The organism is Anaerobacillus sp. QJM3NY_17 (assembly GCF_056173665.1).
Genome location: NZ_CM149685.1, coordinates 1,451,109 through 1,463,969, shown reverse-complemented (window position 1 = coordinate 1,463,969; position 12,861 = coordinate 1,451,109). Strand labels below are relative to the sequence as shown.

At 39.8% G+C, this 12,861-nt stretch carries 14 protein-coding genes; 2 read left to right on the top strand and 12 right to left on the bottom strand.

Features of this window, described 5'->3' with window-relative positions:
* Nucleotides 1-157 precede the first annotated feature (157 nt).
* Nucleotides 158-325: a hypothetical protein gene (locus AC0VYV_RS07885; RefSeq protein WP_194222344.1), complete on the top strand. Its 168-nt coding sequence runs from the start codon at nucleotides 158-160 to the stop codon at nucleotides 323-325.
* Here the strand turns inward: AC0VYV_RS07885 and AC0VYV_RS07880 are convergent.
* From AC0VYV_RS07880 to AC0VYV_RS07870, 3 genes are all read right to left on the bottom strand, one after another.
* Nucleotides 278-400 (bottom strand): Spo0E family sporulation regulatory protein-aspartic acid phosphatase, encoded by a 123-nt coding sequence (locus AC0VYV_RS07880; protein ID WP_430242421.1) that lies wholly within the window; start codon nucleotides 398-400, stop codon nucleotides 278-280. The two genes, AC0VYV_RS07885 and AC0VYV_RS07880, sit on opposite strands and share 48 nt — an antisense overlap.
* 257 nt (nucleotides 401-657) lie before the next feature.
* A complete protein-coding gene (fbpA, locus tag AC0VYV_RS07875; protein WP_475367097.1) occupies nucleotides 658-837 on the bottom strand; it encodes a Fur-regulated basic protein FbpA in 180 nt (59 codons plus the stop codon).
* A 16-nt stretch (nucleotides 838-853) separates the two neighbouring features.
* Complete coding sequence (locus AC0VYV_RS07870) at nucleotides 854-1,552, bottom strand: DUF421 domain-containing protein (protein ID WP_475367096.1); 699 nt, start codon at nucleotides 1,550-1,552, stop codon at nucleotides 854-856.
* A gap of 258 nt (nucleotides 1,553-1,810) precedes the next feature.
* Between AC0VYV_RS07870 and recQ the strand changes: the two genes are divergently transcribed.
* Nucleotides 1,811-3,901, top strand: coding sequence for a DNA helicase RecQ (gene recQ, locus AC0VYV_RS07865; RefSeq protein WP_430242289.1), 2,091 nt, complete (start codon nucleotides 1,811-1,813; stop codon nucleotides 3,899-3,901).
* Nucleotides 3,902-3,939: 38 nt separating this feature from the next.
* Here the strand turns inward: recQ and AC0VYV_RS07860 are convergent, their stop codons facing one another.
* From AC0VYV_RS07860 to AC0VYV_RS07820, 9 genes are all read right to left on the bottom strand, one after another.
* Nucleotides 3,940-5,127 carry an ABC transporter permease gene (locus AC0VYV_RS07860; protein WP_475367095.1) on the bottom strand — a complete coding sequence of 396 codons (1,188 nt, stop codon included), beginning with the start codon at nucleotides 5,125-5,127 and terminating at the stop codon, nucleotides 3,940-3,942.
* Nucleotides 5,124-5,816: an ABC transporter ATP-binding protein gene (locus AC0VYV_RS07855; protein WP_430242295.1), complete on the bottom strand. Its 693-nt coding sequence runs from the start codon at nucleotides 5,814-5,816 to the stop codon at nucleotides 5,124-5,126. Before AC0VYV_RS07855 ends, AC0VYV_RS07860 begins: the two co-directional genes overlap by 4 nt.
* On the bottom strand, nucleotides 5,813-6,931 hold the full coding sequence (locus AC0VYV_RS07850; RefSeq protein WP_475367094.1) for an efflux RND transporter periplasmic adaptor subunit: 1,119 nt from the start codon (nucleotides 6,929-6,931) through the stop codon (nucleotides 5,813-5,815). The genes AC0VYV_RS07855 and AC0VYV_RS07850 overlap by 4 nt, the downstream gene beginning before the upstream one ends.
* A 3-nt stretch (nucleotides 6,932-6,934) precedes the next feature.
* A complete protein-coding gene (gene yknW / locus AC0VYV_RS07845) occupies nucleotides 6,935-7,615 on the bottom strand; it encodes a YknW family membrane protein (RefSeq protein WP_475367093.1) in 681 nt (226 codons plus the stop codon).
* Nucleotides 7,616-7,855: 240 nt separating this feature from the next.
* Nucleotides 7,856-8,059 (bottom strand): hypothetical protein, encoded by a 204-nt coding sequence (locus AC0VYV_RS07840; protein WP_430242300.1) that lies wholly within the window; start codon nucleotides 8,057-8,059, stop codon nucleotides 7,856-7,858.
* 342 nt (nucleotides 8,060-8,401) lie between these two features.
* Entirely contained in the window at nucleotides 8,402-9,646 is a 1,245-nt protein-coding gene (locus AC0VYV_RS07835) for a DHH family phosphoesterase (RefSeq protein WP_475367092.1), read from the bottom strand.
* 249 nt (nucleotides 9,647-9,895) lie between these two features.
* Nucleotides 9,896-11,458, bottom strand: coding sequence for a fatty acid--CoA ligase (locus AC0VYV_RS07830; protein ID WP_430242304.1), 1,563 nt, complete (start codon nucleotides 11,456-11,458; stop codon nucleotides 9,896-9,898).
* A 179-nt stretch (nucleotides 11,459-11,637) separates the two neighbouring features.
* Nucleotides 11,638-12,234, bottom strand: coding sequence for an LOG family protein (locus AC0VYV_RS07825; protein ID WP_430242306.1), 597 nt, complete (start codon nucleotides 12,232-12,234; stop codon nucleotides 11,638-11,640).
* A 47-nt stretch (nucleotides 12,235-12,281) separates the two neighbouring features.
* Entirely contained in the window at nucleotides 12,282-12,746 is a 465-nt protein-coding gene (locus AC0VYV_RS07820; protein WP_430242308.1) for a GNAT family N-acetyltransferase, read from the bottom strand.
* Nucleotides 12,747-12,861: the final 115 nt, after the last annotated feature.

Sequence of the window (12,861 nt, the reverse complement as noted above, 5' to 3'; positions counted from 1 at the left end):
TAGGTCATACAAGCCATATAGTACAAAAGACTTAATTTAACAGAAAATAATGAATTTTATAAGAACATTTGAACGATTTTAAGTAAAAAGGATTGACGATTTAGCATCTAATTTGTCATGATTGGTGTATAAACTGAATCTCGAGGAGGATGTTGAAATGAACGATGCAGTTCGTGAGGAGATTATACTAATTCAACAAATTCGTGATTGTATTCGTGAGTTCCAAAACGATTATCCACCAGTCGTTAAGGAAGCCATTTTTCACTCGATCCAAAGGTTAACTTCTAAGTTGGTTGACGGAGGCCAAACGTTGATACGAAGTTAGTAAATCATCCAACTCCTGACTACACTGTAAAGTTTCTTTATGTGAAATTCCTTTAGATGTACCAATCTCAATCATTTCCTCTTGCTTACGCTTTATCCAGTGAAGCAATTCTTCTTTTGCGTCCTGTTTAACATATAACAAAGTTCGTCACCCCTCCTATCGGTTTAAGTACAAGCTCTATTATCCAAATTATTTTATGACTTGTGAAGGCTTTCGCCAAAACTAGACAAAATGACTCTATTTCTTTATTAAAATGTTCTTTACACTATTCGAACAAATTCTTATTATAAGACCATTCATTCATAAAAATAACAGCTTCTAAATAGAAGCTGTTACGAACTAACCTTTGTAGTTAATCGTTGTAATTTATCTCTCGTTATAGAAAGATAGTAGTAGTACAATTCTGTTTGGGAGCACTCGTATAATTGCTTGTGCTTCACTTTATATATTCCACGATCTAGAAGAAGCACGATAAGCTCTTCTTTTGATCGGAACGATCCTTCTTTTTCCATAACATCCTCCATTGTGCTATTCAACTTCCGAAATACCATCTTCATAGTAATCAAGCGTTAGCTTTCCATCAGAGTGAAGCTGCGCAAGAAAAACATCTTCTACTACCACCTGCTTGTCTATTAGGTAGCTTCTCAGCCACTCTTCGCTCTTCCCTACTTCAATGAGCATTCCTTTAATGATTTCTCCATCCATAATTACGGTTTTAGGCTCTTTCTCTTCGGGAAGATGAAGCCACAGTTCTGATGGTCGTATCATCCGATAATCTCGCTTTAGTAAAACGCTGAGCTCTCCATCCGCTTCAAATAGTGCAAACTCTACCTCATTTACAGAAAAGACGCTTTTTTTGCGGAGCATTTCTAGCAGTTCATCAATTGTAAAACGCTCTTTCTTTAAGTTGTCCTCAAGGATCTTGCCATCTTTTATAAAAATTCGTGCTTTTCCTTCCACGAAATCTCTTACTTTTTTATTTTTCATCGATAAATAGCTGAGTAACACAGAAACAAGCGTCCATATTAACAGACTCGTTATACCGTGAATAACGCTTACCTCGATGTCCATTGATAAACTACCGGCAATGTCACCAATAATGATGCCAACAATATATTCAAAATAGGAAAGTTTAGATAATTGCTTTTTCCCTAGAAGCTTTGTGATGAAAAATAGTCCGATAAGAATAAACAAAGATCTTAGTATAACTTCAAACCAGTCCACCATACTCATGTTCCCCTTTGATTACGCTTAAAAACCACTTTTTATTTGCACATTCTACCATTTTGCCCATTTCCTAAACATTTATCCTATATTAATACTGAAAGAATGATTAATGACTGCTTTTAGTAATCTTGTTCGTTAACCTTTGCAGTGATCATTTCCATTTTTAAAGAATCACGGAGGTTGTCTATACACAATTCAACGGGTACGGTAAGATGAGAAAAGCAAACGAACTTCTGACGAACCAGAAAGGAAGATACGATGCTCCAACAAGCACGAGAACAACTTAAACATCATTTTGGGTATGATCAATTTCGAGGTGGACAGGAACAGATCATTTCAAGTGTTCTATCTAACTATAATACGCTTGGCATTATGCCTACTGGTGGAGGTAAATCAATTTGTTACCAAATTCCTGCTCTTCTATCAGATGGATTAACGATCGTCATTTCACCGCTAATTTCACTAATGAAAGATCAGGTTGATGCGCTTGCCGGATACGGTATAGAAGCTGCCTATATTAATAGCTCACTTACAGAGACTGAAATTAGAGACCGTATGGCTGAAGCTGAAAGTGGAGAAATAAAGTTACTGTACGTCGCTCCAGAACGCTTAGAAGCACCAACGTTTCAGCGGTTGCTTAAGCGGACTAAGATTTCGCTAATTGCCGTCGATGAGGCCCATTGTATTTCCCAGTGGGGGCATGATTTCAGACCTAGTTATATGAAGATTAGCCAGATGCTTCATCACTTTGAAGTGCAGCCTCCCGTCGTTGCTTTAACAGCTACGGCAACACCTGAAGTTATTCAGGATATTCAGCGAATCTTAAACATAACCCCAGAGCAAACCTTTATCTCCGGATTTGCCAGGGAAAACTTGCACTTCTCTGTTATTAAAGGAGAGAAGAAAAAATCATTTATCGATAAATACCTTAGCCAAAACGCTTCTGAATCCGGTATTATCTATACCGCCACTAGAAAGGAAGCAGATCAGCTTTACGCTTCCTTACACAAACAGGGCATCAAAGTTGGCAAGTACCACGCTGGTATGACAGAAAAGCAGCGCAAAACAGCGCAAGAGGAATTTCTATTCGATAACATTTCCGTTATGGTCGCAACTAATGCTTTTGGGATGGGGATTGATAAATCGAATGTTCGGTTTGTGATTCATCACAACCTTCCAAAGAACATGGAATCTTACTACCAGGAAGCAGGGCGAGCTGGGCGTGATGGAGAAGAAAGTGATTGCTTTGTTCTCTTTTCTCCTGGTGATATTCATGTGCAGAAGTTTCTCATTGATCAGAACCAACATGAACCTGAACGTAAATCCGCTGATCTCGCCAAATTAAAAGCGATGGTAGATTATTGTCATACTGAAAAATGCCTCCAAGGAACCATTCTTCACTATTTTGGAGATGAGCGGCCAGGCTATCAATGTGGTAAATGTAGCAATTGTGTTGATGACAGAGAAGCGGTTGACATTACCCGTGAAGCCCAAATGATTTTTTCAACGATTAAACGAGTGAATGAACGATTTGGGAAAACAATCATTGCACAGGTTCTGAAAGGATCAAAATCAAAACGCTTGAACGAACTTCGACTCGACAGCGTTTCAACTTTTGGTTTATTAAAACATCTCACTCAGCAGGATATTGTGGATATGATTGATTTTCTAACAGCCGAACAATATATTCTTTTAACTGATAGTAAGTACCCCACCCTCGTTCTACAGGAGAAAACATTACCTGTGTTAAAAGGCCAGGAAAACATTTATAAGAAAGTAGCTCGTAAACCAGTAGCGATTGAAGAGGATGATCAGCTCTTTACTCAGCTGCGGACGCTACGAAAGCAAATTGCCGACCGTGACAACGTGCCACCATACGTAGTGTTTGCCGATAGTACCTTGCGAGAAATGAGCGCCAAAATCCCTTCCACACGTGAAGAAATGCTTGAGATCAAGGGCGTCGGGGATATGAAGTTTGATAAATATGGCGAAGTCTTTCTAGAGCTACTCTCATCGGCAAAATCAGCGAAACCTACGTCTTCAGAGGATGCGAGTCATAAAGCCTCATTAAAATTATTTGATGAAGGTAAAGACATTCCAAACATCTCAGCAGCGCGTTCGTTAAGTCCAACCACCGTCGAGAGTCATCTACTAAAGGCAATGGAAGAAGGTTTACTTGAAGATACAAGCCGTCTCATCGATCAGGAAACAGAGCATCAGATTCTTGAGAAAGCGGCAGATGTAGGGTTTGATAAACTAAAGCCAATTAAAGAAGCACTACCCGAATCGTTTACTTACTTTCAAATTAAGGTCGCTTTAACAAAACATCGTCAAACTTCGAATAGTTAACGCAAAAAAGAGGATGAGCCGGCTCATCCTCTTTCTTATTATTCATAACGAAGGGAATCAATTGGGTCTAATCTTGAGGCTTTGTTCGCTGGTAATAAACCAAATACAATCCCAATAAACATGGAAAAGACGACGGCTCCTAAAACGACCTGCCATGAGATTAACGATGGCCAGTCTGCAAAAAAGGAGACAAGATAAGCTGTACCAGATCCTAGCAATATACCAATGATTCCTCCAATTAACGTTAAAATAATGGATTCGACGAGGAACTGAAGCAAGATTTGTTGCCTTGTCGCTCCTAAAGACTTGCGAATTCCAATCTCACGCGTTCGCTCCGTTACAGAAACGAGCATAATGTTCATCACACCAATGCCACCTACAAGAAGCGAAATTCCAGCAATACTTCCAATTATGGTTGTCATAATGGTCGTTACCTGCCCAATTCCTTGCGCAATTTCTTCCATATTAATAACTTGATAAGAATCATCTGTATCGTGTAGCTGATTTAATAATAACGTTGCACGGTCTCCAATCGGTTGAATATCATCAGCGTTCTCGACTTGAAGTGTCACCTGACTGTAGTTACTCGTTCCGAGCATATTTCGCATTGCCGTCCAAGGAATGTACGTTTCTACTGAACCGAACGCAAAAAGCCCTGTTGGTTTCTCAAGCACCCCAATCACTTCAACAGGCTGAACACCAATTCGAATGATTTTTCCAATTGGTGATTTACCTTCGAATAATTCTTCCTGCATCGCTGCACTTACAACGGCTACTCTTCGACCACCGAGAAAATCAGCACTTGTAAAAGAACGTCCTTCTTCTACTTTTAGTTGGTTCACATCTAAATAAGCTTCATTGATACCTGTAATTGAAGTTTCGGCTTCTTCTTCTCGAAGTCGAGCGGTAGAAAATTCAGAGGAAGAGGCCACAACATTCGAGACCTTTTCCACTCCCTCTAACTGACGGATATCCTCCTGTGTAAAGGGATTATCTTCCCATTTCCCCTGCTGCATTTCTTCTTCAGAAGGCTGGTAAAATACTTCAATCGTGTTTCCATCACCGGCTATTTGAGACTTAAGCATCGCCTCTCCGCCCTGCCCAATAGCAACAACGACAATCACGGCAGCAACTCCGATGATAATGCCAAGCATCGTTAAGATGGAACGCATCTTATGGGCTTTGACTGACGTCAAAGCCATTTTGATATTTTCCCAAAGACTCACGTTGTATGCCCCCTGTTCGCAAGAGGATTCTGCCCTAGCAAACCGTCCCGCACGTAGATCACACGGTTTGCATACTCGGCTACTTCTGGTTCATGTGTGACGACAACAATCGTCGTTCCTTCTTTATTAAGCTGAACGAACAAATCCATGATCGCAACGCTAGTAGTCGTATCAAGGGCTCCTGTAGGCTCATCAGCAAGAATAAGAGACGGATCATTCACAAGTGCTCTTGCAATAGCGACACGCTGTTTCTGGCCGCCTGAGAGTTCATTTGGAAGGTGTTCGACTCGATCCTGTAGTCCGACCTTCGTCAAAGCATCTCTAGCGCGCTCTTCTCGTTCTTTTTTCGAAGCACCAGCATAAACCATAGGAAGTTCCACATTTTTGAGCGCTGTTAGTCTTGGTAATAATTGAAACTGTTGAAACACGAAACCAATGGATTGATTTCGAACTTTCGCTAGCTCCTGATCTTTATGTTTCGACACATCTTCTTCATTTAAGAAATAAGATCCAGTTGTTGGGCGATCAAGGCAACCAATTATATTCATTAAGGTTGATTTACCTGATCCAGACGGGCCCATAATGGCAACAAATTCACCACTATTAATTTCCAAACTAATTCCTCTAAGAACATTGACCGATTCCTTACCAAGGGTATAGCTTTTTGTAATCTCATCAAGTTGGATCATTTTACGGTCACTTCCATATTGTCTTTAAGCTTATCCGGCGGATTGATGATAACTTGTTCTTCCGTCGAGATCCCTTTCGTAATTTCAATCCGCTTCGTTGTAGAAGAACCTGTTTCAATTTCGCGTTTCACAGCTTTGCCTTTCTCCACAATAAAGACAAATGATTCTTCCCCATCTTGCTGAACCGCTTCAAATGGAAGTGTTAATGCTTCATGCGATTCCGTTTCAATTTCAAGAATCATCTGGAACCCTGGGTTTAAATTCAACTCTTCTGGCTTCTTTAATGTAACCGTAACCGGATATTGAACAGCAGAAGCGTTTGATTCAGCACCCGATGCTTCCGGTAAATAGCCTACATCCATTACTTCCGCTTCCCATTTTTCGTCAGGTAGCACATCTGTTGTAATCGTAACTTTTTGACCTGATTCAATGTTCAACGTATCGTATTCAGAAAGCGTTCCTTCGACGATAAGGTTTTCCATGCTTCCAATTCGCAAAAGAGGCTTTTCCATTTGAGTCGACTGCGGTGCGTTTGCATCATTGGCTTCTAACACAACACCGCTAATGTCACTTGTTACTTCAAGTTCGCTTATTTTCTGCTTCAAACGATCTTGCTGCAATAATGCCTGACGTAAGTCAAGATTCGCCATCCGCTTATCCATTTTCACTTGATCAAGCTCTGCTTCCATCGTTTCTGCTGCTTCTTCTCCAGCTTTATCAGCTAAGTCGCTTTTTTTCTCGTTTAAACGCTTTTCTTGTTTATCAAGTGAATTGATTCGTAGATATAGCGACTCGATGTTAATATCGTTCTGCTCTTTCTCCATTTCTAAATCCTGATTCTCGTATGTAAGTACTGAATCTCCTTTTTTTACGGAGTCTCCTTCTTTAACAAGAACCTCCTTCACTTCACCCTTAGCAGGATCCTGATAAAGGGTGCTTTCATCAGCCATTGCTAACGTTCCAGGAGTCATAACTGTGGAATTTATTTCTTCCTTTATAGCTTTTTCAGCTTCAACAGTAGCCGTGCTATCCGCATAAGTCCGATAAATGTTCACACCTACTACAATAACAATGACTAAAACAACAGCGATTGCAATCCAAATCTTCTTTTTCATTGCTTATATTCCTGACATATTATTCGTTACACCAGTGATTACGGCGCCGCCAATTGTAAAAACAAAAAGGATAATAGCGATTGTCCATACGAGTCCTTTGGGCCATTTAGCAGTAATGCGAAGACCTAGAGCCGTCAGTATAATCGTCCAGATTCCAAAGATCTCAATACCATTCAGAAATCCACCTAGAAATCCATCTCCACTTACTAAACTACCAAGACTTGTGTAGAGCTTATCAACTGTGCCTCCGACAATAGCAATAATAAGTCCATTAAGAACAGCACCTATTGCTCCAATAAACCCAATATACGTATTCATCGAGAAGAATTGTTTGAACGTAGCTTCTGAGCTTGTTGCTTTATTAATCAACCAAAGAATAAAGCTACCAACGAGGATGGATAATACCGGACCAACGCCAACCGACACGATTGTAATGATTTTAGTAAATAAAATAAGACCGTCAACATTTTCTCCCTGTAAATCCCCTGTAGCGAACTGCTCTTCGAATCCTGGCCCAAGTATCATCAACCACCCGCCGATCAGTGATAATACCGTAACAACGAGTAAGGGCAACCATACTTTAGGAGCTTGTCGGATATGGCTTAACTGTTCTCCAGGACTCCAAATCATTCCAAGTAGTGATGGCTTTGCTACATTTCCTTTTTCTTCATAATCTTCGTTCATTATGTACACAACCTTTCAAAATAATGTCATCTCTTTCTACGACTCTAACAGAAAAAGGTTCCATTATTTTTGAAAAATAGTTATTTTTTCTAAAAGGCGTCACGTTAAAAACACAAAAAAAGCTGATTATTTCATTTTGAAATAATCAGCCTCCAGCTACACTGATAGCCGCTCTCTTTATGAACAAAGTTCACCTAAGAGTTACATGCCCTAATGGCTCTACAACGCACAACGTTACGTCTAGCTATAGTGCAAACGCAGCTTCATGATGTAATCGACATCACCAAATTCGAGAGATTCTAAGATCTCTTCTTCTGAGAATCCAGTAGCGGTCGCGATCGTCCTAATGTACGGTTTCTTCTCAAACTTTAAGCATCGTTCCCTGGCTTTCTGTGTCTGGTAAAGGACTTGCGAATAGCGATTGTTAAAGATCATTCGCTTCACTGATTTCTCCTTTCACACCCATTATGCATGCTCGCAACGCTATGGTTGAGTGCCATGGGCATGTAACCTTCTATACCCCGGGATCAAAGAAAAGAAACAGATTTTGTGCACTGATCAGCGCCAAGAGTTCTCTCCCTCGTCGTCTTCAAAAATGGCTTCGTGGTTTCGCATGCTACCATACAAATAAAATAATAGGAAGAAAACAAATAGGAAGCTAGCTTTTTTCATTCAGGATTACCTCATAGACACAAAACGACTGTGCCTCTTTCTATCCTTTTATTTTAACGAAATAAGAAAACAAAATGATGAAAAATCGATGTGAATTCTATATGAAAAAGACGCTCAGCTAAGAGCGTCTTCTTCTTGATGAAGCATTGACTTGATCATATAGTGATAGCGATCGATGATTTGTTTCTTTGTAAGAGGAAGAATACGGACAAAGTCTTCCACGACTTCCTTATCAGAACGGAGCCACGCATGATAAGAGCGTTTGACGTATCGTTCTGCATCCTCAAAGTGTTCGAAGTCGTTCTTTTCAACCTCGCCGCGGCACATGATTTCCCACTGATCATTTCGACTAGGACGAATGTAGATGATTTTCCCTTCATGATTCTCATAGAAAGAGCCACTTTCACTGTTTCGCTCATTGAGCTTATTCCGTTCAGGATCTTTACGAAGTGGCTTAAGAGCGAATGATGGCGCTACAAAAATACCAAACGTGTCTTCATTCATTTCACAACCTGAAGCTTTAGGGTGGCCTCCGCCTCCATAACGTGAAGCAAATTCAGAGACATCTGCTTCATCATGAATCGTTCGAAAACCAAGTCGTCGGCTTCCATCATTGATGATCGTAATGAAATCAAGATGTGGATTTCGCTTATTTAACTCATTACCAAGTTCTGAATGATACGATTCAGCATGAACAAGACCGATACAGTATTCATCCACTTCCATTTGAACGAGCTGACGATTTTTCTGATGAATGTAACGCTCGATTTTCCGCTCCTCTAGATCAAGAATCATTTCTTCTGATTCATTGAAAGCAAAGGAATCGGGATCTCGCGTTAAACGCCTCAGCATCTCGGATTTAAATGTTTCTCTTCCCATAATAGAAAATAGATCATTCAATCGTTTCGCATCGACCTCATTATCCTCTTCCCATTCCCAAGTATCGTACTTTCGTACAAGCTCAAGAAACTGTTCTAACGATTCCAAGCGCTCAATTTTCTCTTTCTCCAACAGAAACTGATAAAAAAGTGTTGCGGCACACGTTTTTTTATCTTCACCTGGATCAACAAAACCCCATTCGTAATCGTTAAAATGCATCGCTGTAGCATGATGATCGATCATTTGGACATGACTTCCTTTTTGATAACGCTCCTCCAAATGTTTTTCAACATGCTCATTCACAGATAAATCAGTAATGAACACCGGATCTCCGCTGTTTTGTAGAAGAAATGATTCTACCCTGTCATCTAAATTACGATATGTACAATGTGTGATCTCAGCTTCATTCTCAAATGCCAACTCGGCAATAAGAGCACAGGCCGTTCCATCAAGATCACTATCCGTAAATAATTTAATCATGAGCAACTCCTCCTATTCGATGTTAGTATGTACGCCATTTCAAAATTCATGAATATACGAATCATTGAAAAAAGCGAGCGAATGCCCGCTTCCTTCCTACAATTTTTCAATTATACAGGTCTTTCGCAATCCCTGTCCAATATAAAAGAACAAAATCCATTTACACGTGAATGAGTCATTTATCGAAGGATTAACACTATTATCTAATATTGCTTTAATAGCATCCCCGTTCTTAGCTAGTTTTAGCGTTTAGGATTCATTTGTTTTAACTTGATACTTTTCTCGCAAGCGGAACTTTTGTATTTTGCCGCTAGCATTTCGCGGAAGTTCTTCTAAGAATAAATATTTCCGAGGGCGCTTATAGTCAGCAAGGTTTGGACTTTCTTTACAATAACGATCGAGTTCTGCCTCTGTTAACCCTTCCGCTTTCTTCACAATAATAGCAGTGACGATCTCTCCCCACTTCTCATCTGGCTGCCCTAGTACCGCCACATCTAAAACTCCTTCATGACCATGGAGAACATCTTCCACCTCTCTCGGATAGACGTTTTCCCCACCGGAAATAATCATATCATCCACCCGATCCGAAACGTAAAGGTAGCTATCTTCATCCATATAGCCGAGATCTCCTGAATGATACCACCCTTTATACATCGCTTCATTCGATGCATCAGGGCGATTAAAATATCCCATCATCATACATGGTCCTTTTACAATAATTTCACCTACTTCTCCAGGAGGAAGCACGTCATCAGGTTCTGAAGGACCTCGTTCATTTGGACGAACAACCCTTACTTCATGGTTTAAGGCTGCTCTTCCTGCAGAACCTACTTTTGTTAACTGTTCGTGCTCATCAAGAAATGTTACAGCTGGGCCCATTTCAGTCATCCCGTAAGCTTGAATTAAATGAATACCAAGCTTTTCTTTTACCGAAACGACAAGAGAAGGCGCCATTGGGGCAGCACCATAAAGCCCTACCCTTAAACTACTTCGATCATATTTACCGTAATCTTCTTGAAGAATCATATTCCACATCGTTGGAGCCGCAAAGAAAACTGAAATTTTCTCGTTTTGAATGACTTCAAGTACTTTCTTCGGTTCGAAGTGATGAACAATAACATTTGCTGCACCAAAGTGTACTCTCGGTAAAAAGTTACAGTGCAATTCTGCACAGTGGAACATTGGCGCTGCCACAAGTCCCCGGTCGGCTTGTGTAAGCTTTAAAGAGGCTCCACATAAGATGCTTTGCTCTAACATATTACGATGGCGATGCATGACACCTTTAGGTCTACCAGTCGTTCCACTCGTATACATAATCGCATACGTATCGTTCTCATCTACTTCAGCTACTGGCTCTTGATCATGCGAAAGACGAACATGTTTCTCGTAGCTCTCGGCGTATGAGGGTTCATGATCATCGATTGACCAGAAAGAAACATTCGGATACTGAGACTGTATCTCTGAAACAATCGGTTCGAGAGCACGTTCAAATAGGAATATTGATGGCTTCGCATCTTCAATAATGTAAGCGATCTCATTAGATTTCAATCTAAAATTAATTGGATTAATGACAGCTCCTATTTTCGCACTAGCAAAATAAAGCGTAGCTAATTCCACAGTGTTAAATAAAAAGGTCGATACCCGATCTCCCTTTTTAACTCCTGCATCTAATAAAGCATTAGCGAGGCGATTCACTTCACTATTCCATTCCTTATACGTCCATCTTATATTTCGATCTACATCAACTAGCGCTTCTTTCTTACCATACTTTTTTACCGTTTGAAGGAATAAAGAACCGATGGTTATATACATTTAGAAACCTCCACATCTTTCTTCTCTTATATTTGGTTTGCGTATGTATAGTTCCATTTTCACAGAGATAATCCCTTCTTTTTCGTCTGAATACTTAATTAATTCAGGCGTGTTTATTGAATAAACAATCATACTTTTAAGTATAGGAAAGCACAAAAAAATACCGGAATGTCCGGTATTTAAATGCGATCACTTATATCATCCTGCTTCCATTTATTCATCATAGGAACCGAATGTCGACTTATCATCGCAACAAGTTTCTCAGGGTTTTCTTCTGTAAGCAACGGCTCCATATATTGCTTATGAAGAAAGCCTTCCTCTACCATGTGCTCAAGCATGAGATAAAAGCGTTCATAATAGCCTTTTGTATTCAGGAGTCCAATCGGTTTATTATGATATTCAAGCTGATACCAGGTGAATATCTCCGTTAATTCTTCAAGGGTTCCAATTCCACCAGGTAACGCTATGAAAGCATCTCCTAACTCATACATCTTGGCTTTACGTTCATGCATTGTATCGACTATAACTAAGTTCGATAGCTCTATGTGAGTCACATTATCATATATTTTACGAGGAATGATCCCTGTCACTTTGCCTCCAGCTTTTAAAACCGATCTTGCTAGCGCCCCCATTAGCCCGACATTTCCCCCACCGTAAACCACTTCAATATCCTTCTCTGCAAGCTCCTTGCCAAGCTGCTCAACGGCTTCAAAATAGTGGTTATCAACATTCTCACTAGATCCACAAAAAACAGTCATCCGTTTCAGTTCATTCAATTTTAGACCCTCCCCCCATCATTTCAATTAGACAAATAAGAATTTAGTTATAAGCTTTTCTTCATATTAATATTAGTTGTTTTAAATCCTAATCGCTCATAAAGGCGAATTGCTTTTGTATTATGACCAAAAACATGAAGCGAAAGTCCTTCAATGTCTTTTTCCATTAACAATACTTCCAGTGCCTTTATGGCTTCAGTTCCAAAGCCTCTACCTTGTTTATCTTCATTTACTGCAAACTCATAGATAAATGCTTCCTTTGCTTCGTTATCCTCCTTTACCCATAAGATTCCTACCTTTTCCTCTATAGCTGCATTTACAATGGTATACAGGAAATGATCTTCGGTATGCCTTCCTTTAGGCAATAATCGTTCAAATTCCTGCTTAGACTTTTCATACGCTTCTTCTTCTTTCCAGTTTCCTGCCGAAGCTTTTTCTGCTGCATAACTATCAATCGAAACTTCAAGAAATTGTTTATAATCATAATCATTCATTGGTTGTAATACTATCAAACACCGACATCTCCTTTCTATCTCTTTTTATCTTACTATTAAATATGTTTGAAAAATAGTGTAAATTCGACCATAAAAAAACACCGATATCCATCGGCATTTTTTTATGTTTCCA

Bases quoted from the DNA above. Each gene is read 5' to 3' on its own strand.
- AC0VYV_RS07835 (WP_475367092.1), bottom strand. From the start codon at position 9,646: ATGATTAAATTATTTACGGATAGTGATCTTGATGGAACGGCCTGTGCT.
- AC0VYV_RS07850 (WP_475367094.1), bottom strand. From the start codon at position 6,931: ATGAAAAAGAAGATTTGGATTGCAATCGCTGTTGTTTTAGTCATTGTT.
- AC0VYV_RS07885 (WP_194222344.1), top strand. From the start codon at position 158: ATGAACGATGCAGTTCGTGAGGAGATTATACTAATTCAACAAATTCGT.
- fbpA (WP_475367097.1), bottom strand. From the start codon at position 837: ATGGAAAAAGAAGGATCGTTCCGATCAAAAGAAGAGCTTATCGTGCTT.
- AC0VYV_RS07830 (WP_430242304.1), bottom strand. From the start codon at position 11,458: ATGTATATAACCATCGGTTCTTTATTCCTTCAAACGGTAAAAAAGTAT.
- AC0VYV_RS07880 (WP_430242421.1), bottom strand. From the start codon at position 400: ATGATTGAGATTGGTACATCTAAAGGAATTTCACATAAAGAAACTTTA.
- recQ (WP_430242289.1), top strand. From the start codon at position 1,811: ATGCTCCAACAAGCACGAGAACAACTTAAACATCATTTTGGGTATGAT.
- AC0VYV_RS07870 (WP_475367096.1), bottom strand. From the start codon at position 1,552: ATGGTGGACTGGTTTGAAGTTATACTAAGATCTTTGTTTATTCTTATC.
- AC0VYV_RS07855 (WP_430242295.1), bottom strand. From the start codon at position 5,816: ATGATCCAACTTGATGAGATTACAAAAAGCTATACCCTTGGTAAGGAA.
- yknW (WP_475367093.1), bottom strand. From the start codon at position 7,615: ATGAACGAAGATTATGAAGAAAAAGGAAATGTAGCAAAGCCATCACTA.